The sequence below is a fragment of the Dongia mobilis genome (assembly GCF_004363235.1).
Lineage (GTDB): Bacteria > Pseudomonadota > Alphaproteobacteria > Dongiales > Dongiaceae > Dongia > Dongia mobilis.
Genome location: NZ_SNYW01000002.1, coordinates 99,737 through 122,893, shown reverse-complemented (window position 1 = coordinate 122,893; position 23,157 = coordinate 99,737). Strand labels below are relative to the sequence as shown.

General features: G+C 67.1%; 17 protein-coding genes. 2 read left to right on the top strand and 15 right to left on the bottom strand.

Translation table 11 applies throughout. The features are described 5' to 3' along the window. Positions 1 to 1,241 (top strand): caspase family protein (locus tag A8950_RS01520; protein ID WP_133611747.1); only part of this gene is annotated, 1,241 nt, incomplete at its 5' end. Positions 1,242 to 1,252: 11 nt separating this feature from the next. Here the strand turns inward: A8950_RS01520 and A8950_RS01515 are convergent. The 8 genes from A8950_RS01515 to A8950_RS01480 form a co-directional block, all read right to left on the bottom strand. Beyond that, entirely contained in the window at positions 1,253 to 2,533 is a 1,281-nt protein-coding gene (locus A8950_RS01515; protein ID WP_133611745.1) for an NAD(P)/FAD-dependent oxidoreductase, read from the bottom strand. A 55-nt stretch (positions 2,534 to 2,588) separates the two neighbouring features. Next, a complete protein-coding gene (locus tag A8950_RS01510) occupies positions 2,589 to 4,229 on the bottom strand; it encodes a cryptochrome/photolyase family protein (RefSeq protein WP_133611743.1) in 1,641 nt (546 codons plus the stop codon). Next, the gene (locus tag A8950_RS01505; RefSeq protein ID WP_133611742.1) at positions 4,226 to 4,954 is read right to left on the bottom strand and encodes an SDR family NAD(P)-dependent oxidoreductase; all 729 of its coding nucleotides are present in this window, start codon (positions 4,952 to 4,954) and stop codon (positions 4,226 to 4,228) included. The genes A8950_RS01510 and A8950_RS01505 overlap by 4 nt, the downstream gene beginning before the upstream one ends. A gap of 133 nt (positions 4,955 to 5,087) precedes the next feature. Then, complete coding sequence (locus A8950_RS01500; RefSeq protein WP_208109697.1) at positions 5,088 to 6,101, bottom strand: cytochrome d ubiquinol oxidase subunit II; 1,014 nt, start codon at positions 6,099 to 6,101, stop codon at positions 5,088 to 5,090. A gap of 5 nt (positions 6,102 to 6,106) precedes the next feature. After that, the gene (locus A8950_RS01495; protein WP_243735496.1) at positions 6,107 to 7,519 is read right to left on the bottom strand and encodes a cytochrome ubiquinol oxidase subunit I; all 1,413 of its coding nucleotides are present in this window, start codon (positions 7,517 to 7,519) and stop codon (positions 6,107 to 6,109) included. Positions 7,520 to 7,645: 126 nt separating this feature from the next. Beyond that, positions 7,646 to 8,905 carry an adenylate/guanylate cyclase domain-containing protein gene (locus A8950_RS01490; RefSeq protein ID WP_133611740.1) on the bottom strand — a complete coding sequence of 420 codons (1,260 nt, stop codon included), beginning with the start codon at positions 8,903 to 8,905 and terminating at the stop codon, positions 7,646 to 7,648. Positions 8,906 to 8,925: 20 nt separating this feature from the next. Next, positions 8,926 to 9,699, bottom strand: coding sequence for a HugZ family pyridoxamine 5'-phosphate oxidase (locus tag A8950_RS01485; RefSeq protein ID WP_133611739.1), 774 nt, complete (start codon positions 9,697 to 9,699; stop codon positions 8,926 to 8,928). Between the two features lie 109 nt (positions 9,700 to 9,808). Further along, positions 9,809 to 12,298, bottom strand: coding sequence for a methyl-accepting chemotaxis protein (locus tag A8950_RS01480; protein ID WP_133611737.1), 2,490 nt, complete (start codon positions 12,296 to 12,298; stop codon positions 9,809 to 9,811). A 298-nt stretch (positions 12,299 to 12,596) separates the two neighbouring features. Between A8950_RS01480 and katG the strand changes: the two genes are divergently transcribed. Further along, the gene (katG, locus tag A8950_RS01475; protein WP_133611736.1) at positions 12,597 to 14,792 is read left to right on the top strand and encodes a catalase/peroxidase HPI; all 2,196 of its coding nucleotides are present in this window, start codon (positions 12,597 to 12,599) and stop codon (positions 14,790 to 14,792) included. 62 nt (positions 14,793 to 14,854) lie between these two features. Here katG and chrA read toward each other — a convergent pair whose 3' ends face one another. The 7 genes from chrA to A8950_RS01440 all read right to left on the bottom strand — a co-directional run bounded on the left by chrA (position 14,855) and on the right by A8950_RS01440 (position 23,157). Continuing rightward, positions 14,855 to 16,201 carry a chromate efflux transporter gene (gene chrA / locus A8950_RS01470; protein ID WP_133611734.1) on the bottom strand — a complete coding sequence of 449 codons (1,347 nt, stop codon included), beginning with the start codon at positions 16,199 to 16,201 and terminating at the stop codon, positions 14,855 to 14,857. Continuing rightward, entirely contained in the window at positions 16,198 to 17,019 is an 822-nt protein-coding gene (locus tag A8950_RS19730) for a chromate resistance protein ChrB domain-containing protein (protein ID WP_133611732.1), read from the bottom strand. Before A8950_RS19730 ends, chrA begins: the two co-directional genes overlap by 4 nt. 152 nt (positions 17,020 to 17,171) lie before the next feature. Further along, positions 17,172 to 18,986, bottom strand: a complete 1,815-nt coding sequence (locus A8950_RS01460) for a SulP family inorganic anion transporter (RefSeq protein WP_133611731.1) — start codon at positions 18,984 to 18,986, stop codon at positions 17,172 to 17,174. Between the two features lie 10 nt (positions 18,987 to 18,996). Beyond that, positions 18,997 to 20,754: a bifunctional protein tyrosine phosphatase family protein/NAD(P)/FAD-dependent oxidoreductase gene (locus A8950_RS01455; RefSeq protein ID WP_133611730.1), complete on the bottom strand. Its 1,758-nt coding sequence runs from the start codon at positions 20,752 to 20,754 to the stop codon at positions 18,997 to 18,999. A gap of 77 nt (positions 20,755 to 20,831) precedes the next feature. Further along, a complete protein-coding gene (locus A8950_RS01450; protein ID WP_133611728.1) occupies positions 20,832 to 21,722 on the bottom strand; it encodes an MBL fold metallo-hydrolase in 891 nt (296 codons plus the stop codon). 94 nt (positions 21,723 to 21,816) lie between these two features. After that, positions 21,817 to 22,122 (bottom strand): ArsR/SmtB family transcription factor, encoded by a 306-nt coding sequence (locus A8950_RS01445; RefSeq protein WP_243735495.1) that lies wholly within the window; start codon positions 22,120 to 22,122, stop codon positions 21,817 to 21,819. 141 nt (positions 22,123 to 22,263) lie between these two features. Then, a complete protein-coding gene (locus tag A8950_RS01440) occupies positions 22,264 to 23,157 on the bottom strand; it encodes a LysR family transcriptional regulator (RefSeq protein WP_133611725.1) in 894 nt (297 codons plus the stop codon).

Genomic DNA, 23,157 nt, shown 5'->3' with positions numbered 1-23,157 from the left:
CGAAATATACCGGCGGCATGGATCCGCTGGTCAACCCGGCCAATGACGGCGCACTGGTCAGGCAGACCCTCGAGCGCCTCGGCTTCCAGGTGACGCTGCTCAACGATGCCGACCAGCGCAGCATGAAGCGCGCCATCGCCGATTTCGGCTCGGCGCTGGAAGAGGCCGGTCCGGAAACCACCGCGCTCTTCTATTATGCCGGCCACGGCCTGCAGGTGAACGGCTTCAACTATCTGATCCCGGTCAATGCCGATATCCGCAAGGAAGCCGATGTCGATATCGAAGGGGTGGCGGCGGAAAACATCCTGCGGCAGATGGAATTCGCCATGCCGAAGACCAGCATCGTCATTCTCGACGCCTGCCGCAACAACCCGCTGACGCGCAGCTTCCGCTCGGGCACGCGGGGCCTGGCGCGGATGGACGCGCCGAACGGCTCCTTCGTCGCCTATTCGACGGCGCCGGGCGATGTCGCGGCCGATGGTACCGGCGCGAATTCGCCCTTCGCGCTGGCCTTCGCCGCCGAGGTGGTGAAGCCCAACCAGGCGATCGAGGAATCCTTCCGCAACATCCGGGTCCGGGTCAGCAGCGCCACCCAGGGGGCGCAGACGCCGTGGGACAGTTCCTCGCTGATGGCGCCGTTCTATTTTGCCGGACGCAGCGAGAACGCGGCCATGACTGCCGTCCCAGCCGCCCCTGCCTATGACGCGGCGGCCGACCAGGCGCTGTGGAACAGTGTCGCCAACAGCAGCAACCCGGACGATTACGCCGCTTATCTCGCCGCCTATCCCACCGGCAATTTCGCGACTCTGGCGCAGAGCCGCATGGCCGGGCTGCAGCAGGCCGCCAGCCGCGGCACGCAATCGGCCGCCCTGCCGCCGGAACCCGCATTCGACAGCCCGCTGCCTGACGGCACCATCATCCTCTCGCGCAAGGTGGCCCAGGCGCTGGACGGGTTCCAAAGTGCAACAACGAATTCGGCCGTCATTGCAGCCTATTTCTATGTCTCGTCCGACGGTCGCCATTACGGCGCGAGCGCTTGTACAGCACCCATCCAGGCACCTGTCTCCGGTACTTCTTCATGTCCCAAGGGTGTCTGGGGCATTGCCTTGCGCACGCGTTTCGACGGGAGAGCGGCCGATGCCTGCGCAAAATCGGCCGGGGCAGAATGCATCCGGCTATTCGTCGGCGCCGAGCAGAAAGCCACCTACAAGACCATCGACGACCATCTCGCCGGCAATTGAGCCGGCGACCGTCAGCGCCGCTCGCGCCACCAATCCATCGCCTGCAGGTACCAATAGGTCGCCTGCGCCGCCATGAGGCCGATGGGGCCTCCGGCCCAGGCGAGGCCGAAGGGGGCGAAGTGGCGATAGCGGTCGCTCGATCCCGTGATCGCCTCGGCGACAAGGCGACCGCCTACCGCCGTCGTGTTGAGGCCGTGGCCGCCGAAGCCGGTGCAGTACCAGAGGCCTTCTTCCAGCCGCCCGATCTGCGGCATCAGGTGCCGCGCATATGACATGAGGCCGGACCAGGCCAGTTCGATCTTCGCATCGGCCAGGGCCGGATAGGTGCCCACCATCTGGCGCCGCAGGCTGGCGGTGATGGCGGTGGCATCGGCGTTCCGCGCGGTGGTGATGCGCCCGCCCCAGAGCAGCCGGTCGCCATCCACCAGCCGGTAGTAATCGCCGGCGCGGCGATCATCGGCGATGGCCGCCCGCGTGCGGATGATCTCGTGCACGCGCGCGCCCAGTTTTTCGGTCAGCATCACATAGGTGGCGATGGGGAGAAAGGCGCGGGCCAAGGCCGGCGCCACGCCATCGCTATAGCCGCCGCCGGCGAAGACCACATGGCGCGCCGCGATGCGGGCTTGCGGCGTGGTCACCAGATGGCCGCCGGCATGTTTTTCAACCTTCAGCGCCGGGCTCTCCTCGGCGATGGTGCCGCCTTGCCCGGTGATCCGCGCCGCCAGCGCCTGCGCATAGTTCAGCGGATGGAAATGGCTGGCCTCGGGATCCAGCAGCGCCTGGAAATAGCGCGTCGAATTGAGCCGCGCGCCGAGGGCGTCGCGGTCGAGGAATTGGAGCCGCCGGCCGAAGCGCGCGTTCTCGACTTCGGCCTCGCGGCGCAGCGTCTCGCCGCTGTCATAGCGCGTCGCATAGATGACACCGGCACTGAGATGCGACCCCGGCACCTGCCATTGGGCGAGGCGGTCGCGCACGATATCGACACCTTCCATGGAGAGACGGTAGAGCGTGTCGGCCGCCTCCCGCCCGACCCGCCTTTCGATGGCGTCGAGGCCGGTGGCATAGCCCGGCGTCAGGAAGCCGCCATTGCGTCCCGATGCGCCCCAGGCGATGCGCCGCGCCTCCAGCAGGATGACGCTGCGCCCGCAAGCGGCCAGGTCATGGGCGGCGGAGAGACCGGCAAGGCCGCCGCCGATGACGCAGGTCTCAAATTCGTGGCGACCGGCACGCGGCGGATAAACGGTTTCGCCAACGAGCGAGCGGCGATACCAGGTGTCGATGTAATCGGTCATTGCGGGGTCGTGCACAATCTTGGCTGCGGCAGGACCAGCCTTTAGCACGCCGCCCTCAGCCGCGCGACCTCCGGCTTGCGCGCGACGCCGGCCGGGAGATGTTCGGACGGTCGAAGAGGTCGGCCGGTGCCAAGGCGCCGCGCTCGCCCGGGCCGAGATCGTCAGGGCCGAGATCGCTGCCCCGTCGGCGCAGTGCCGTGGCCTGGGTGCGGATCGCCGCCAGTTCCGCCGCCGGCAGTCGGTCGAGGGCCAGCATGACCGGGCGCAGGCGCGGATGGGCCGCAAAGCGCGCGCGATGCCGGGCGAGGAAATCCCAATAGAGCGTCGTCATGGGACAGGCATCCGGCCCGTGCCGCCGCTTCGGGTCATAGCGGCACTGGCCGCAATAGTTCGACATGCGCGCGATATAGGCGCCGGAGGCGGAATAGGGTTTCGAGGTCATGATTCCGCCATCGGCATGGATCGCCATGCCATGGGTGTTGGGCAGTTCCACCCAGTCGAAGGCATCGACGAAGACGGAGAGATACCAGGCCTCGATCTCGGCGGGCCTGACGCCCCAGAGCAAAGCGAGATTGCCGGTCACCATCAGGCGCTGGATATGATGCGCATAGCCGGTGGCGGCGATGCCGCGCACCGTATCGGCGACGCAGGCCATCGCGGTTTCCCCGCTCCAGTAGAAATCGGGCAGGGGTTCATCGGCAGCAAGGGCGTTGGTGGCGGCGTAATCCGGCATGAAGTGCCAGTAGATGCCGCGCACATATTCGCGCCAGCCGAGGATCTGGCGAATGAAGCCCTCGACCGCGTTGATGGGCGCCCGGCCGGCGCGATAGGCGGAAACGGCGCGCGCGCAAACCTCACGCGGGCCGAGGAGGCCGAGATTGAGATAGGGCGAGAGCAGGCCGTGATGCAGGAAGGGCGCGTCCGCCAGCATCGCATCCTGGTGATCGCCGAAATGGGGCAGGGAGAGTTCGATGAAATCGTCAAGCGCCAGCAGGGCATCGGCGCGGGTGACGCCCCAGGCGAATTCGTCGAGCGTGCCGAAATGGCCGGCGAAGCGATCGGCCACCAGCGCCATCACCTCGCGCGTGATCGCATCGGGCGGGAAACGCCGGCGCGTGGGCGGTGCCTTGCCGCGCGGCCAGGGCTTGCGGTTGGCGCGGTCGAAATTCCAGCTGCCGCCGGCCGGCTTGTCGTTCTCCATCAGCAATCCGGTTGCCATGCGCTGGCGGCGATAGAAATGCTCCTGGCGCAGTTCGCGCCGCCCCTCGGCCCAGCCGGCGAAGGCGGCGGGTGTGACGAAGAAGCGATCATCCTCGCGGATCTCGACAGGAAGATCGAGCGCCCCCTGCCATCCGCGCATCATGGCAAGGACGCGGTATTCGCCGGGAAAGGTGGCGATCAGGCGATCCGGCCGGTGCCGGGCGACGGCGCGCGCCACCTCGCCGTCGAAGCTGCCGGTATTGGCGGGATCGTCGAGGGCGACGTAGTCGACGCGAATCCCGCGCGCCATCAGTTCCGCCGCGAAATGGCGCATGGCGGAGAGGACCAGCACCAGCTTCTGCTTGTGATGCGGCACATAGGTGGTCTCCGCCGCCACCTCCAGCATGAGGACGACATCCTGCGCGGGATCGAGGCCGCGCAAGGCCGCGATGTCGTCGCAAAGCTGGTCGCCGAGGACGAGGCGGAGCGCCCTCATGCCCGCCCGGCAAGCGCGGCGCGGCCGCCATCCACGCCGATCACCTGGCCGGTGATCCAGGCGCTTTCGGGCGACAGCAGCAGCGCGCCGAGGCCGGCCAGATCCTCGGCCTCGCCGAGGCGCTGCAGGGGATGTTGCCTGGCGATCGCCTCGGCCATCTGTTGATTGCCGGTCAAGGGCCGGGCGAGATCGGTGCGCACCAGAGAGGGGGCGAGGCAATTGACCCGGATACGCGGGGCCAGCTCGGCGGCAAGCGACCGGGTCAGCCCCTCGACGGCACCCTTGGCAAGGGCGACCGAGGCGTGGTTGGGAAAGCCGCGCCCGGCCGCGACGCTGGAATAGAGCAGGATGGCGGCACCGGTCTCGGTAGCCTTCAGGCCGGGGAGGGCGGCCTGCACGGCCAGGGCGGCGCCCAGAGCGTTGAGGCGGAAATCGGCCAGCATCTCCTCGGCCGAGAGGCGCGGCAGCGGCTTCAGATTGATCGAGCCAACGGCATAGGCAAGGCCCGCGACCGGGCCCGCGACGCCGCCGAGGGCCGTGGCCAATTCCGCCGGATCGGTCACGTCGGCACTCGACCAGCCGGCATCCAGCGCCTCGGCGAGGCCGATCAGCCTGGCCTCGTCCCGCGCCACCAGATGCAGCCGTTTTCCATCGGCGGCGAGGCGCCGCGCCAGCGCCGCGCCGATCCCGCCTGTCCCACCGACGATCACGATGGTGCCGCCCATGATCCCACCCTCATCCTGTTGCGACAGGTCTACGCTGCACGCCGGACGGCGGTTCAGCGGGCTGGGGCAGGGGTCGCCCTTGCTGCACACTATGCTGCGCAGCAATTCATGTTTTTCAATATGTTACGTCAGGTCAATCATAGCTGAGCGTGGTCGCCTTGCCGCGGAAGATGCGGTAGCTCAAGGCGGTATAGCCGAGGATCGCCGGCAGCACGAAGAGGGCGCCCCAGAGGATGATGGCAAGGCTTTCCGGCGCGGCGGCGGCGGCATAGAGGGTAAGGCGTTCCGGCACCACATAGGGATAGAAGGAATAGGCGAGGCCGGCAAAAGCGAGGATGAAGAGCAGGGTCACCGCGGCGAAGGGCAGGTGCCGCAGCCGGTCGGCAGGATCGGGCAGGCGGCGGAGTAGCAGGAAAAGGGCCAAGAGGATCGCCGCCGAGCCGAGCGGCAGCGGGGCGAGATAGAACAAGGCGGAACCCTCGAACCACTTGCCGAAGATGCGCGGGCTGACCAGCGGCGAGGCCACCGATATGGCGGCAAGGCCGAGGGCGACGAAGGCAAGCGCCCGGCGGCCCCAGGCGACGGCGCGGCGCTGCAACGCGCCATCGGTCTTGATGATGAGCCAGGTGGCGCCCACCAGGACATAGCCGGCGACAAGGCAGATCGCGGTCATCAGCCCGAAGGCGATGGTGGCGGGCGATTGCTGCAATCCCATGATGTAGCTGCCGAGCATATAGCCCTGGGTGAGGGCGGTGAGGGCCGAGCCGGCGATGAAGATGCGGCTCCAGCGCCGTTTCGTGCGGCCCGATGCCTTGGCGCGGAATTCGAAGGCGACGCCGCGCAGGATGAGGCCGATCAGCATGAGGGCTACCGGCAGATAGAGGGTCGAGAGGATGATGCCATGGGCGATGGGAAAGGCCACCAGCAGCAGGCCCACCGCCAGCACCAGCCAGGTCTCGTTGGCGTCCCAGAAGGGGCCGATCGCCGCCATCATGCGGTCCTGCTCGGCCTCGTCGCCGAGGGCGAACAGCATGCCGATGCCGAGGTCGAAACCGTCGAGCACGACATAGACCAGGATCGAGATGCCCATCAGGGCGGCGAAGGTGAAGGGCAGCCAGGTGGCGGGGTCGCCGAAGAGATGCAGCATCGTCGCTACTCCGCCGCCGCGAAGGTGCCGGCGGCGAGCTTCTCGTCGGCCCGCGGCTGCTCGCCCCTGGCCGCCTTGCGCGCCAATTGGGTGAGCACGACCATATAGGCGATGATGAGAGCGGCGTAGACGGCGAGATAGAGGACCAGGCTGAGGCCGATCAGCGGCGCCGGCACGGTGCTCGCCGCCTCGCCCGTGGCAAGGACACCGGTGACCAGCCAGGGCTGGCGGCCGATCTCGGTCACATACCAGCCGGCGAGAGTCGCCACCCAGCCGGAGAAGCTCATGCCGGCGAGGGCGAGGAGCAGCGACTTTGGTAAGTCGCGGCGGCGCAGCAGGTACCAGGATGCCGCCCAGGAGACGAGCAGCATCAGCAGGCCGACACCGACCATGATGCGGAAGGCGAAGAAGACCGGCGCCACCGGCGGATGGTTGCCGATGTAATCGTCGAGCCCCGGCACGATGCCATCCGCCTGGTGGCGCAGGATCAGGCTGGCGCCGTTGGGAATCGCCAGCTCGAAATGGTTGGCGCGCGCGGTCTCGTCGGGCCAGGCGAAGAGGATGAGGGGTACGTTGGGCCCGGTCTGCCAATTGGCTTCCATCGCCGCCACCTTCTGCGGCTGGTGCTCGAGCGTGTTGAGGCCGTGGAGGTCGCCCGCCAGGATCTGCAGCGGAATAAGGATCGCCGCCGTATAGATGCCGGCCTTCAGCGCCAGGACGCAATCCCGCCCGCGATCGCCCCAGAGCCAGCGCAGGGCCGAGAGCCCGGCCATCAGAAAACTGACGGTGAGGCCCGAGGCCAGCAGCATGTGGACGAGGCGATAGGGAAAGCTGGGATTGAAGATGATGGCAAGCCAGTCGGTGGCATGGGCGACACCGTCGCGCAGCTCGAAGCCGGCCGGCGTGTGCATCCAGGAATTGAGTGCCAGAATCCAGAAGGCCGAGGCGGTGGTGCCGCCCGCCACCAGCACGGTCGCCAGCGTGTGCAGCCAGTTGGGCACGCGGCGATAGCCGAACAGCATGATGCCGAGGAAGACCGCCTCCAGGAAGAAGGCGGTCATCACCTCATAGGCCAGCAGGGGCCCGGCGATATTGCCGACCTTCTCCATGAAGCCCGGCCAGTTGGTGCCGAACTGGAAACTCATGGTGATGCCGGAAACGACACCCATGGCGAAGGACAGGGCGAAGATCTTCACCCAGAAGCGATAGGCCGCCATCCAGGGGGCAGCGTCCCCGCCGGCGGCACGGACACGGTCATGGTTCAGCTTGAAGAACAGCAGCGCCCAGCCCAGCGCAATGGTGATGGTGGGAAAGAGGATGTGGAATGAAATATTGGCCGCAAACTGGATCCGGGCCAGGATCAGCGCATCCATCACCTGCTCCTTCCGCGCCGGCTGAGGCGCGGGGTCAGCCGCCATGCCGTCATCCCGCTGCGTCGGGCAATCGGGCATGGGCATTGGAATGGAATAACTCTAACAAGCATTGCCGCTTGATGCACATCACGCATTTGGCCGCATGCGGCAAAAGCGCCCGGTCCGCCCGGCTCAATTCGGCGCGAAGAGCTCGACCGGCTGGGCGACGCCGCGAATGGCCCGTGTGGCGACAGGATACAGGCCGCTTCCCGCCGCCGCTGCGAAACTGCCGGAGGCAAGGATCGGTTCACGCAATTCCTTGGTCAGGTCCTGGATGCGGCTCGCTTCGTTGACGGCCGGGCCGATCACGGTGAAATCGAGCCGCGTGCGGCTGCCGATATTGCCGAAGGCGACGGTGCCGACATGGAGGCCGATGCCGAAATCGATCGCCGGCTTGCCGTCCTCGCCGCGTTCCCGATTGAGGGTGGCAAGATTGCGGCGCGCCTGCTGCGCCGCGCCCAGCGCGCGGATGCAGGCCGATCGGCGGTCGCCGTCCTCGAGCGGGAAGACCGCCAGCAACCCGTCGCCCATGAATTTCAGGATCTGTCCGCCTGTCTCCTCGACGGCATCGCCCAGCGTGTCGAAATAGCCGTTGAGCAGGCCGACCGTGGCACTCTCGCCCAATTCTTCGCTCAAGCGCGTGAAGCCCCTGAGATCGGCGACCAGGATGGCGGCGTCGATCGGCTCGACCGCGCCGCGTTCGATCTGGCCGGCATAGACGCGGCTGCCCGCCACCTTGCCGACATAGGAATCGAGCAGGTCGATGGCGATGAGGCGAAGCGCCACGCGCTCGGCAAAGGGCGTCATCAGCCAGGCGACGCGGCGGAGCAGATGAAGGCCGTCATCAGCCCCGCCCAGTTCGGCAAAGCCGCCCTTCCGCCGGGTCGCAAACGACATGGTGGTGGTGCGGTTGGTGTCCTGGATCGGCAGCGGAAAGAGGATGTAGTCGCTCACACCCTGGTCGTGGAGGCTGCGGATCAGTTCCATGTCCGGTACGGGATCGGTGGCGCGCCAGCGCCAGGGGCGGTTGGTCTGTTCCGCCTCGTAGACCGGGGATTTGAGGTAATCCATGAAGCTCAGAATCTGTGCGCGCATCACCTGCGACTTCTCGACGACACCGTCGCGCCAGTAGAGCGTGCCGCCGGAAAGTTCCGGGTGCAGCACCTCGAAGGCGAGCGAGATGCGGGCAAACGGCCCCAGCCAGGTGTTGAGCCGGTCGCAGAAGGCGGCGAAGAAATCGGCAAAGGCGAGGGCGCCCAGATTGTTGTCGAGAGTGCCATCGGCCCGCCTGCCGGTCTCGCCCAGCGCCGCCTCGCCGCACCAGGCGGACAACCGGCCGAAGGCCGCGGCGATCTCGTCCGGCAGCTGCTCCGTTTGTGAGCTTTCGGTCATGGCAACGTGCGCGCCCGCGCTCAGGCTGCGGCGAGGGCGGCGTGCAGGGACGCCGCATCGGTGACACGGGCCTTGAAGGTGAAGCGGCCGGTGGCGTCGCCATCCATCAGGTCCAAGCCCTCGGGGTCGATCCCCACCACCTTCCAGCGCCCGACGGCAAGGCCGCCGGCCAAGGCAAGCCGTTCCAGGAGATCGGGCGCGGCATTGAACTCGGCAATCAAGTCATCTTCCCGCGTCATCAGTTCCTCGGCGCCGTTGATGTCGGTGACGAGATCGGCGGGCGCCAGCTGTGCGGCGTTGCGGCCGGGGCCGGCGCCCAGATGCACCCCCTCGATCCTGAGGCGGAAGAGGCGCGCATCGGGGAGCGCCAGATAGAGCTTGCCCTTCGGATGGCGGCGCAGATAACGCTGCCGCCAGGAATCGAGATCGCCTTCCAGCATTTCGACCCGACCCACCAGGCCGAGACGCGGCCGCACCAAGGCATCGCCCGTGCCCAGATCCGCCAAGGTGAGGCAGGCGCGCGGGTCCTTCAGCACATTGCGTGCATGCACGGCGAGCAGGGCCGCGAAGAAGAACGGGGTCCCGTCCGGCATGGTGGCGATGTTGGTGACCGAGCCCAGGGGATAGCCGCCGGGATCGAGGGTCGAGAGCACGCCGGCCCGCGCCCGGCGCAAGAGGTCGCAGGCGAGCCCGCGCGCATCCACCGGCTGGCCGGCGCCGGCGGGCAGTTCCATGCCCCGCGGCGTGATGACGGGGGCTGTGGTGACGGATGGGCTATCCGATGCGGCAGTCATACCAGGCTCCGTGAGAAAGGGGCTTGGCTCGGGTGCTGGCTCAGCCATTCGCTGCTGGTATAGGCGATTGCCGCCGGTTCGTCACGTTCCGCCCGCTACGTTCCGCCCGTCACGACAGTTTCAACGCTAGGCGCACCGCCCCCCAATGCCGGCCGCCGGCCTGGATCGGCGCGTCGATTTCCTTCAGCACGACGAATTTGCCGCCGCCCATGTCGCGCGCATAGGTCTGCACGAGGGTGCGCGTGGCGCGGCCGGCCATGGTGCCGGCGCGGTCGGTATAGATGCGCCGGTTGCGGGAGTTTGCCATGTTCCACAACGTTTCGCCCGGCTTCTGCGGCAGCGAGTATTTCTTGTTGTGGGCGGCGATGTAGCCCTTGCGGTCGATGACGCAGCAAAAGACGATGCGCGCATCGCGGCCGAGCGGCGGTTCGATCAGCGGCGGGAACAGGCGCTCGACCAGTTCGGTATGCCGCGCCATCACCTGCAAGGGATCGGTTCCGGCAATGGGTTCGTAGTCGACGTCGAAGAGCGCCTCGGGCGTGATCGCGCGCTCCCTGAGCGCCTGGTCGAGCGCCGCACTGGCGGCACCCGCCACCTCGTCCGCCAGCTTCATATAAGGCTCGTCCTCGCGGCCGGTGGCTTCCAGCTTGGCTTCCAGCGCTGCCAGTTCGTCCTGGCCCGGTTCCAGGAACTGGATATGGATGCCAAGCGGATCCTGCGCCACCAGCCGCGCGCGGAAGCGGCCGACATCCTTGAGTTCGGCCGTGCCTTCGCCGGGCTGCAGGGCGACATTGTTGTCCGCCACCACCATCACGCCGGCCGGCGACACGTCGCCGGTGAAGCCGGTTACCGTCTGGCCGCCGAAGGTACCCCGGAAGGCGATGGCGGCGGTGCGCCTCGGGGTATTGCGGCGGTTGCCGCCGACCGAGGAGCGCAGGATGACATAAAGCCGCTGCTGCAGGGCGGCGATGTCGCGGCTGACCAGCAAGGAAAGGTCGTTCACCTGGCCGGCGGTCTGGCCGGTGCTTTCGACATCGCCCAGCATGCGCGCCATGTTGTCGGCGACCGAGCGGGTGGCGCGCGCGGCCTCGCCCGCGCTCTGCATGATCTCGGCGGTGGCGGCGCGCTGCTCCTCGCTGGCGCGTGCCACCTCCTGCGTCACCGCGTCGATGTCGCGGATGCCGCCCGCCACATGGTCGACCAGGCCCACCGCCTTGGCGGTCGATTGCGTGATCCCCTCGGCCTGGGCATTGACCTGGGCGATGCCGTCTTCGGTCTGGCGGGCGAGGCTCTTGACCTCATCCGCCACCACGGCGAAGCCCTTGCCCATCTCGCCCGCCCGCGCCGCCTCGATCGTGGCATTCAGCGCCAGCATGCGGGTGCGTGCGGCGATCTCCTGGATCATTCCGACGACATTGCCGATGCTCGACGCCGTCTCGGCCAGGCCGGTGACTTCGCGGTTGGCGACTTCCGCGCCGTCGCGCGCACCCGCCGCCAGTTTGCTGGAATTGTCGATCTGCGCGCTGATGGCGCGGCTCGAGGCCTCGAGCTCCTCGGTGGCACTGGCGACGGTGTCGACATTGCGGCTGGTGGAATCGACCAGCTGGTTGACCTCCAGCGCCATCGCGCGCAATTGCTCGGCGGTGCGGCGCAACTGGGTGGCATTGTCGGTGAGCTTGGCGGCCTGGACGGAAATGTCGCCCACCGTCTCCTTCACCTCATGCTCCAGCGTCTCGGTCAGTTGCAGCATCTCCGATTTCAGCAGCTCGTCGGTCCGCTTGCGCTCTTCTTCCTGCTCGGTGCGCAGGCGCTCGTTCTCCTCCGCCTGGTCGCGGAACACGGCGATCGCGCGCAGCATGTCGCCGATCTCGTCGCGGCGCGTCGTGGCGGAAATGGCGACGCTGCGGTCGCCCTGGGCCAATGCCGTCATGCTGGCGGTCATGCGGATGAGCGGCCGCACGAGGCCAAGGCCGATGAGGGCGAGCCCGCCCGCCACCAGTGCCACGACCGCCGCCGTGACCAGCCAGTTTATCAGCGTGAAATGGCGGTTGGCGGCTTCGGCTTCGGCCTCGATCTCGGCATTGGCGGCAGTGGCGCCGGCGACGATCTCGTCGACGATGGCGCGATGGGCAAGATAGGCCGCCGTCACCTCGGCATAGGCGGCGCCGGCCGCTGCCGCATCGCCCGCGGCGACGGCCAGCAGCAGGCGGTCGATCGCCTGGTAGAACCTCGTCACTTCGGCATGGCTTGCTTCGGTCAGCCGCCGGGTAAGACTGGGATTAAAGTCCGATGTTAGCCAGAAGGCGTGGCGCGCCTCGTAATCGGCCCTGAGGGTGGCAAGGCGGTCCCGCCGGGCCGGCAATTCCTCCGGGTTGTGCAGCGCCAGCGTCGCTTCCAGATAGGATTCGATCACGTATTCCGGCGGCGGCAGGATGTCGGCGATGAGGTCCTTGCCCAGCACGATCTGGCGATAGAGCGGACCGCCGATCTTCAATTCGCCCAAGGCCAGGTGGGAGGTGCCGAAGATCGCGGCGAAACCGCCGATGATGAGGATGCCGAAAAGGACGATCGCCCTGGCGATGCTCAGCTTGAATCGCATCCGTCATGCCCGGAAAAAGTTAATCATTTGATGCGTTGCATCAGGCCCGACCCTAGCCATCGCCCGCTTAATGCTGGGTTAAAGGACTGGCCGCGTTAATACCGACCATCGTCGTAGTGCAGGTGCAACAACCGCCTGCGGGAACCCGCACCGGGATCGATCGATTCTCTCCATCACGACGTTCGGGACAATCAATTTCCCGCGCGCCGCCCGGGGGTCCAAGATGCGCTCCAAGACATGCGCCTGAAACACCCAGCAGCGCAAGATGACGAAGACAAGCCAGCAAGGAGCCGCAGCAATGAACGAAATCAAAGCCGAAGCGAAATGCCCCTTCCACCAGGCCGCGACCGGCGGCACCTCGAACAAGGATTGGTGGCCCAATCAGTTGCGCATCGACATGCTCTCGCAGCACAACGAGCGCACCGACCCGATGGGTGAGGATTTCGACTACGCCAAGGAATTCCAGAGCCTCGACCTCGCCGCGGTGAAGGCCGACCTCAAGGCGCTGATGACGCAGTCGCAGGATTGGTGGCCGGCTGATTTCGGCCATTATGGGCCGCTTTTCGTGCGCATGGCCTGGCATTCCGCCGGTACCTATCGCATCGCCGATGGGCGCGGCGGCGCCGGCGGCGGGCAGCAGCGCTTCGCGCCTCTGAATTCCTGGCCCGACAATGTCAGCCTCGACAAGGCGCGGCGCCTGATCTGGCCGGTGAAGCAGAAATATGGCCGCAAAATTTCCTGGGCTGACCTCATCATCCTGGCCGGCAACGTGGCGCTGGAATCGATGGGCTTCAAGACCTTCGGTTTTGCCGGCGGCCGCGCTGATGTGTGGGAGCCGGACAAGGACGTCTATTGGGGTTCGGAGAGCAAGTGGCTGGCTGGCGACAAGCGCTATTCGGGCGAACGCGATCTCGAGAACCCGCTGGCGGCCGTGCAGATGGGCTTGATCTACGTCAACCCGGAAGGCCCGAACGGCAATCCCGACCCGCTCGCCGCCGCCAAGGACATCCGCGAGACCTTCGCCCGCATGGCGATGAATGACGAGGAGACCGTGGCCCTCATCGCCGGCGGTCACACCTTCGGCAAGACCCATGGCGCGGGTCCGGCGAGCCATGTCGGCGTGGAGCCGGAAGGGGCCGATCTCGCCGAGCAGGGCCTCGGCTGGACCAGCACCTATGGCAGCGGCAAGGGTGCCGACGCCATCACCAGCGGCCTCGAGGTGATCTGGACCACGACGCCGACCAAATGGAGCAACAATTTCTTCTGGAACCTGTTCGGCTATGAATGGGAGCTGACCAAGAGCCCGGCCGGCGCCCATCAATGGGTGCCGAAGGGTGGTGCGGGCGCCAATTCCGTGCCGGACCCGTTCGATCCAAACAAGCGCCGCACGCCCTCCATGCTGACCACCGATCTCGCTTTGCGCGTCGATCCCGCCTACGAGAAGATCTCGCGCCGCTTCCACGAGAACCCGGACCAATTCGCCGACGCCTTCGCCCGCGCCTGGTTCAAGCTGACCCATCGCGACATGGGCCCGCGCGCCCGCTATCTGGGCGCCGAAGTGCCGCAGGAAGAGCTGATCTGGCAGGATCCGGTCCCGGCTGTCGACCACAAGCTGATCGACGAGAAGGATGCGGCCGATCTCAAGGCTAAGATCCTCGCCGCCGGCCTCTCGGTGGCCGAACTGGTGCAGACCGCCTGGGCCGCGGCTTCGACCTTCCGCGGCTCCGACAAGCGGGGCGGCGTCAATGGGGCGCGCATCCGCCTCGCCCCGCAGAAGGATTGGGAAGTCAACCAGCCCAAGCAGCTCGCCAAGGTGCTCGCCGCCCTCGAGGGCATCCAGGCCGCGTTCAACAAGGCGGCCGGCGGCGGCAAGAAGGTGTCGCTGGCCGATCTCATCGTGCTGGGCGGCAATGCCGCGGTTGAGGCGGCGGCAAAGAAGGCCGGCCATGACGTGACTGTGCCCTTCAATCCCGGCCGCATGGATGCCAGTGCTGCCCAGACCGATGTCGAATCCTTCGCCGTGCTGGAACCCCTAGCCGACGGCTTCCGCAACTATGCCAAGGGACGGGCGGCCAGCATTGCCGAGCACATGCTGGTCGACAAGGCGCAGCTCCTCACCCTGACGGCGCCGGAGATGACCGTGCTGGTGGGCGGCCTCCGCGTGCTGGGCGGCAATGCCGGCGGTGCCGCGCATGGCGTCTTCACCAGGCGCCAGGAAACGCTCAGCAACGACTTTTTCGTCAACCTCCTCGACATGGGCACGGAATGGAAGGCGACCAGCGATGCGAAGGAGGTCTATGAAGGCCGCGACCGCAAGACCGGCGAGGTCAAGTGGACCGGCACCCGCGTCGATCTGGTCTTCGGCTCGCATGCGGTCCTGCGGGCGCTGGCCGAAGTCTATGGCAGCGCCGACGCGCAAAAGAAGTTCGTCGCCGATTTCGTCGCCGCCTGGGCCAAGGTGATGGAACTCGACCGCTTCGACCTTGCGCGATAATCAACGACAAGAAGAAACCATGCGAACGGAGTTGGGGGCGGCGTCAGCCGCCCCTTTTTCTTTCACAGGAACGCCAATACGAGCCCGCCCACCGAGGTGACCGCGAGAGTTCTGACCACGCCAAGTCGGAAGCTGAAGAGGGCGAGGGCGGCGAGGACGGAGAGGGCTGCCGCCCGCCAGTCGAGGCTCGCCAGGATCGGCAATTCCAGGCGCAGGAAACCGAGATCGAGTAGCGCCACCTCGGCGAAGAGCACGCGCAGGGAAAACCAGAGGGCAAGGTTGGCGATGACGCCGACCACCGCCGCAGTGATGGCGGCAAGGCTGGCCGAGAGCGCCCGGTTGCCCTGGATCTTCTCGATCACTGGTGCCCCCAGGAAGACGAAGGCGAAGCAGGGCGCGAAGGTGACCCAGAGGGTGAGCAGGCACGCCAGCAGCGCGCCCACCATGCCGGCAGGACCGCTCGTCGCCCCATGCCCGGCGAGGAAGCCGACGAATTGCAGCACCAGGATCAGGGGGCCCGGCGTGGTTTCGGCAAAGCCCAGACCGGTCAGCATCTCGGCCGAGCTCAGCCATTGATAGGTGCCGACGGCGTCCTGTGCCACATAGGCCAGCACCGCATAGGCGCCACCCACCGTGACCACCGCCATCTTGGTGAAGAAGGCGGCGATGTCGCCATAGGTCCCGCCGACAACAAAAACGAGGATTGCGACGGGAACGAGCCAGAGGGCGAGTGCCGTGCCACCGGCGCGCCTGGCGCCTCGTGCCTGGCGGCGCGCGAGGTCGGGATCGGCGCTCAGCAGCCGGTCGATGAGCGCGTCGTTGCCCGCGCCGCCGATGCCGTGTCCGCCGCCGTGGAAATGGCGCGGCAAGGCGGCGCCGATGACGGCCGCCCCCAACACCACCAGCGGAAATGGCAGATGGAAGAGGAAGAGGGCGACAAAGGCGGCCACCGCCATCGCATAGGCGGCCTTTCCCTTGAGGGCACGCCTGCCGATGCGGATCAGCGCTTCCACCACGAGGACGAGGACGGCGCATTTCAGGCCAAAGAACAGCGCCGCCACCAGCGGCACATCACCCAGCGTCACATAGAGGACGGAAAGCCCCAACATGACGAGCGCGCCGGGCAGGATGAAGAGCAGGCCCGCGGCCAGTCCGCCCCTGACCCCATGCATCAGCCAGCCGAGATAGGTGGCGAGCTGCTGCGCCTCCGGCCCCGGCAGCAGGTTGCAGAAGTTGAGCGCCTGCAGGAAGCGCCGCTCGCCTACCCATTGCAGTTCATCCACCACGATGCGGTGCATGAGCGCGATCTGCCCGGCCGGTCCGCCGAAGGAGAGGAGGCCGATCTTCGCCCAGACACGCAAGGCGGTGGCAAAGTTGGGCAGGCTGACCTGCGGGGTCGAATGGTTCATCGCCGACCGCCATTCGGTGCCGGCCAGGTATGATTCTCGTCTACCGCGTCGCGGCACCAGCGGTAGAAGGAATCATAGAGCAGCATGCTGGCCTCGAGCTGGGCAAGATCGTCCTTGTACATGCGCGAGAGGCCGAGCGAGGCAGCCAGCAATCCGGCGGCCTGTGGGGCGAGGTCGAGCCGGTCGGTATCGGCGCCGCGCACGATGGTGGCAAGATGTGCCAGCGGTTCCGCGGCGAGGCCGAATTCCTGCAGCATCACGTCGAAGGTGCACGCCTCGCCGCGATGGCTCCAGAACACGCCATCGATGTCGAAGGGCGTCGCATTGAAGCGCTCGGCCACCGCCTTCACTTCGGAGGCGGCGACATAGAGGAAGACGGCGTCGCGGTCGATGAAGCGGCGGATCAGCCAGGGACAGGCGATGCGGTCGATCTTGGGCCGCGCCCGCGTCACCCAGATGGTGCGGCCCTTGCCATCGCGCGGCGGAAAGGCGGCATCCTTGACCAGCATCTGGCCGGATTCCGACCAGGCGGCAAACCCGCCCTCGAGGGTCTCGGCCGCGACGCCCTCCTGGCGCAGCCAGGCGGCGACACCCTGGCTGAGCTTCAGCCCCTTCTGGCAGATGACGGCGACGTGACGGTTCCGATATTCCGCCGCCCAGTCGGCGACGCGCGCATAGTCGCGCCGCCGCGAAGCGGGGAGGAGGCGGGGATCGGCGGCGAAATCCTCGTCCAGGCGGACATCGATGAGGCCAGGCGCATCGGCCGTGCCGACCAGGCGGGAAAGCTGTTGCGGGGAGATCGAGTTGGGACCGGGCATGATACGTCCACTCCGTAGTCGGGAGACAGGACGCGATACTCTGGCCGGGGCCTCATGGGGCGATCGCGGTCAACCCCTCGGGCCGCAATATGTGGAAAACCGGGCCGCCCCGTCAAGGCGCTTCTTGGGTGCGGGATGATCGCCTGCGCTGTTCATTTGGCCGAGGCCATGGCGGGAGCGATGCTGGGCTCGGACAGCGTTGCCTTGCTGCCATCGGCGCGGCGCCCGGCGACGAGGTCGGGATCGAGTGCCGCCACGGCGGCATACTGGCTGAGGAAGATGCGCCCGCCGTCATGCCGCAGATGGTCGAGGAAGGCGGTGCCGGCGAGGGCGTCCATCACCGGTCCCTTGACCTCGGACAGATGGAAGGTGATGCCGGCATCCTTCAGGCGCTGCTGGATCGCCTCCAGGCTTTCCAGCGCGCTGGCATCGATCAGGTTGACCGCCGGGCACATCAGCACGACATGACGCAGGGAAGGCCGCTCCGCCATCTCGGCATAGATGCGGTCCTCAAGGGCGCGGGCATTGGCGAAATAGAGGCTCTCGTCGATGCGGATCGAGAGCACGCTCTCGCTCACCAGCACAGCATTGCGCTCGACATTGCGGAAATGCTCGCTGCCCGGCACCAGGCCGACGATCGCCACATGCGGCCGGCTGGTGCGCCACAGGAAGAGAACGAGCGACAGGGCAACGCCGGTCACGATGCCGGCCTCGACGCCCACACCCAGCACGACGACCATGGTGGCGGCCATGGCGACGAAATCGTGGCGCGAATAGCGCCAGACTCGCGGCAGGGCGCGAAGATCGACCAGCGACAGCACCGCGACGATAATGGTGGCGGAAAGCACCGCCTGCGGCAGATCGTGGAACAGCGGCGTCAGGAACAGGGTGGTGAGCAGGATGAAGATGGCGGTCAGGCCGCCAGCCAGCGGCGTCACCGCCCCGGCGTCGAAATTTACCACCGAGCGGGCGAAGCCGCCGGTCACCGGATAACCGCCGCTGAAGGCGGCGGCGAGATTGGCGGCACCGAGGCCGAGCAATTCGGAATCGGGCGTGATGCGCTGGCGCCTCTTGGCGGCCAGCGTCTGCGCGACCGAGATCGATTCGACGAAGCCGACCAGGCTGAGCAGCAGGGCGGCCGGCAGAAGATCGGCCCAGAGCGCCGTATCCAGGCGCGGCAGGGTAAGGGGTGGCAGGCCCTGCGGGATGCTGCCGACGATCCTGACACCGGCGGCGGCGAGGTCGAACTGCCGCACCAGCAGGATCGAGACGATGATGGCGAAGACCGGCCCGGCCTTGGCGAACAGGTCGGCGGCCCGCGCGGGGAGGCCCATCCGCATAAGCAGCTTTTTCAGCGACCGGCGCACAAGGAAGAGGAAGAGGGTGGCGAAACCGCCGATGAGGAGGGTCGGCAGGTTGGTGCCGTCGATCCGGGCGGCGAGGGCGCTAGCGATCTGCGGCAGTGTCTCGCCCCCGGCCGGTATGCCGAGGATATGCTTCAGCTGCCCGGCGGCGATGAGGAGGCCGGAGGCGCTGATGAAACCGGAGATCACCGGATGGCTGAGGAAATTGGCGAGGAAGCCGAGGCGCATCACCGCCATGGCGACGAGGATGAGGCCGGAAAGGAAGGCCAGGATGAGGGCCGCCTCGATATAGGCAGGCGAACCCGGTGCGGCCACCTTGGCGGCGGCGGCCGCCGTCATCAGCGAAATGACGGCGACCGGCCCCACCGCCAGCGTGCGGCTGGTGCCGAAGAGGCCATAGGCAACGAGCGGCAGGATGCTGGCATAGAGCCCGATATAAGGCGGCAGTCCGGCCAGCATGGCGTAGGCGAGGCTCTGCGGGATCAGCATGATGGTGACGATCACCGCCGCCAGCAGGTCATGGCCGAAATTCTCGGCCGAGTATTGGCGGCCCCAGACCAGGCAGGGCAGCCAGCGTTCAAGCGGCGAGGCGGGTCGCATCATCGCGCTTTCATCACTTCAGTTTCTGCGCGCCGGGGTCGATGCAGGCGGCCGCCGCCTCATGCGGCTGCGGCCGGTGCGGCAGGATGCGCGGGCTGGCCAGCCATTCGCGGCCCTTCAGCATGACGTCGAAATAGAGCCAGGGCAGCAGCGAGACCTTAGCGAACCAGGCGCTCCAGCGCGGCCTGGTGGAATCCCACGGGAAGCTCGGCAGCAGCTTGCCGCCATAGCCGAACTCGGCCATCACCACCTTGCCGCGCTCGACCGTCAGGGGGCAGGAGCCATAGCCGTCATAGACGGCGCGCGGCTCGCCGCCATCCAGCATGGCCAGCGCATTGACCGCGACGATCGGCGCCTGCTTGCGCACGGCGGCGGCGGTCTTGGCGTTGGGGGTCGAGCCGACATCGCCCAGCGCGAAGACATTGCCGAAGGATTTGTGGCGCAGGGTCTCGGGATCGACATCGACCCAGCCGGCATTGTCGGCGAGCGGCGATTTGCGGATGAATTCGGGCGCCGTCTGCGGCGGCACCACATGGATCATGTCGAACGGCTTGGTCACGCGGGTGAGCGACCCATCGGCCTGCTTCACCTCGAAGGTGGCCGTCCTGGCATGGCCGTCCACCGCCTTCAAATTCGAGTTGAAGGCCAGATTGGCGCCGTAGCGCTCGACATATCTCATCAGGCTGGGCACGTAATCGGCAACGCCGAAAAGGACGCCGCCGGCATTGTTGAGCTCGACCTTCATCTCCTTGAGGCGGCCCTGGCGTTCCCAGTGATTGCAGGAGAGGTACATCGCCTTTTGCGGCGCACCGGCGCATTTGATCGGCATCGGCGGCTGCGTGAAGAGCGCGGTGCCGCCTTTGAGGTTCTGCACCAGCTCCCAGGTATAGGGGGCGAGGTCGAAGAGATAGTTCGAGGTGACGCCGTTGCGCCCCAGGGTCTCGCGCAACCCCTCGATCATGTCCCAGCGCAGTTCCAGCCCGGCGGCGACGATGAGGGCGTCATAGCCCACAGCACTGCCATCCTCCAGGATCACCTGGTTGGCGGCGGGCTCGAAACCGGCCACCGCCGCCTTGATCCATTTGGCACCGGCGGGGATGCAGGCCTGCATCGGGCGCGAGGTGGCGGCGCGGTCGAAGACGCCTCCACCCACCAGGGTCCAGCCGGGCTGGTAGTAATGGATCTCCTTCGGTTCGATGATGGCGATGTCGAGCCGACGCCGGCGCTTGAGGAGGCTCGCCGTCACCGCGCAGCCGGCGGCACCGCCACCCACCACGACGATGTCGAAGCGGCGCGCCGCCGGCTTCGGCGTCGGTGTCGCCGGCGTCGTCGTTGCGTCGGCGCCCGCCTGCCACAGCGCCTCGAGGCGCGGGCGCAGCGGGTTGAGGTCATAGCCGGCATCGGCGGCGGTGCCGATGATCACCGCGGGATCGAGGCGCGCCGCCTCGGTCAGCGCCCAGAGCGTGGTCGAGCGCGTGCCGGTGCGGCAGAAGGCAAGCACCGGTCCCTTGATCTCGGCCATGGCCTCCCGAAAGGCGGCGATGTCGGCATCGGTCACCTGGCCGGAGACGACCGGGATATGGCGGTAATCGAGGCCGTGGCGCCGGGCCGCCGCGGCGAGTGCCGCAGCCGGCGGCTGGCCTTCGCCCTCATTGTCCGGGCGGTTGTTGATGATGGCGTGATAGCCACGCGATGCCAGCGTGCCGATATCGGCCTCGCTGATCTGCGGTGCGACACTGAGGAAGGGGGTGAGCCGGCGCATCTGTTGCATGGCAAGTCTCCTCCGTTGCGGCCGGCCGGAATCACCGGCCCGCCGCTGGGTTGTGCGTCTGGTTGTTGTCTGCGCCGCTAGAGCGCGTTCACCGGCAGCTTGAGATAGGAGATGCCGTTCTCCTCCGCCGGCGGCATGTGGCCGGCGCGCATGTTCACCTGGACCGAGGGCAGGATCAGGCGCGGCATGTCGAGCTGCTTGTCGCGCGCCTCGCGCATGGCGACGAACTCGGCCTCGCTCCTGCCGGCGCCGACATGGATGTTGTGGCGCTTCTCCTCGCCCACCGTGGTTTCCCAGACATATTCCGAGCGGCCCTTGGGCAGATAGTCGTGGCACATGAAGAGGCGCGTCTCGTCGGGCAGGGCGAAGATCTTCTGGATCGAGCGGTAGAGGATGGCGGCGCTGCCGCCGGGGAAGTCGCAGCGCGCCGTGCCGTAATCCGGCATGAAGAGCGTGTCGCCGACAAAGCCCGCATCGCCGATCAGATAGGTCATGCAGGCCGGCGTATGGCCGGGCGTGTGCAGGGCGCGGGCCGGAATGCCGCCCAGTGCGAAGCTGTCGCCGTCCTTCAGCAGGCGTTCGAACTGGCGGCCGTCGCGGGCGAATTCGGTGCCGGCATTGAAAACCTTGCCGAAGGTGTTCTGCACGGTGACGATCTCGGTGCCGATGGCGAGCGTGCCGCCGAGCTTTTCCTTGAGATAGGGGGCCGCGGAAAGATGGTCGGCATGAACATGGGTTTCCAGCAGCCATTCGACGCTGAGGCCGCGCTCGCGGACGAAGGCAATCAGCCGATCGGCGGATTCCGTCTTCGTCCGACCCGAGGCGGGGTCGAAATCCAGCACCGAATCGATGATCGCGGCCTTGCCGGTCGCGGGGTCGATGACGACATAGCTGACCGTGAAGGTGTCGGGATCGAAGAAGCCATGGACTTCCGGCTTGCCGGCCGCGGGCTTATTGGCACTCGTCATCAGGCGCTTCCTCCTTGGCTTCGATTTCAATCCACACGATCGGTGTGAAATCAGCTAGATCCGGTACCGGCCGTCCATCCGCTCACTTGTCCGTTCACGCGGTGTCGCAGGACGGCTGGCAATAGGTGGCGTAGAGAAACTCGATCAGCTGGCGGACATCCTTCCGCACCAGGTCATAAAGCACGTTCTGCCCGTCGCGCCGCGGCGCGACGATGCCGTCCTTGCGCAACAGCGCCAGCTGCTGCGAAACGGCCGGCTCCTTCATCGCCGTGAGCCGGGCCAGTTCCGAGACCGATTTCTCGCCCTCGACCAATTGGCAGAGGATCAGCAGCCGCTTCGGGTTGCCGAGCGATTTCATCAGCTCGCTGACCTCGGTCGCGGTCTCCAGCATGGCGTCCATCTGCATACCTGCATATATCTGCAATATTGCAGCCGGATGCAAGGAGAATCGCCGCTTGCGGCAGAAGGCCGCAATTGCCGGGCACCGGGGCCGGGGGCACTGGGGCCGGGGGCGCTGGGGCCGGGGAGCATCGGGACCGGGCTACTGGCTCTCGTGGAAGCCCGGGAATTGCATCGAGAAGATGGCGAGGCTGATGGGGGGCAGCGGCTCGCGGTCCGGCACCACCAGCCCAACCTGGCGGCTCACCTCGGGCGCGACCAGGTCGAGGGCGACGGCGCCCGCCGGCATGCCGAGCACCTGGATCAAGGATTTCGGCACGATCGAAGACAGCCGCCCCGAGCGCACATGGGCGCAGAGATTGATCACCGAATTGGTCTCGAGCTGCGGCCGCGGCGCGCAATCCAGCGATTTGAAGACGCCGTCGATGATGCGCCGGTTCTGCATGTTGGGGGTCAGCAGGCAGAGCGGCAGATCCGCCGCCTCGCGCCAGGTCGCCTTCGTCGCCCCGGCGAGGGGTCCCGTCTCGGAAGTGAGCAGGACATAGCGCTCGGTATAGAGCGGGCGCTGCAGTACGCCCTTCAGGGGCTCGTTGTCGAGATAGGTGATGCCGGCCTCGAGCTCGAAATGATCGAGCCCCTGCTGGATCTCGATCGAGCTGGTCGACCAAACCGTCACCTTCACCTGCGGATGCCGGTCATTGAAGGGGTCGGTCACATGCGGCACCAGCGGCAAAGCGGAGGGAATCACGCCGAGGCGCAGATTGCCGGTCAGGCCGCGCTTGGCATTCTGGATGCCCTGTTTGAGGGAATCGAAATCGGAGAGGATGCGCCGCGCCCAGAGCAGCACCTCCTGACCCTCCGGCGTGAAGCCCTTGAAGCGCTTGTCGCGCTCGACCAGGGGCACGCCCAATTCCTCCTCCAGCTGCTTGATGGCGGTTGAGAGGGCGGGCTGCGTGATGTTGCAGGCCGCGGCCGCGCGGGCGAAATGCCGCTCCCGCGCCAGCGCCGCCAGATAGGCCAGCTGCCGCATCAGCAT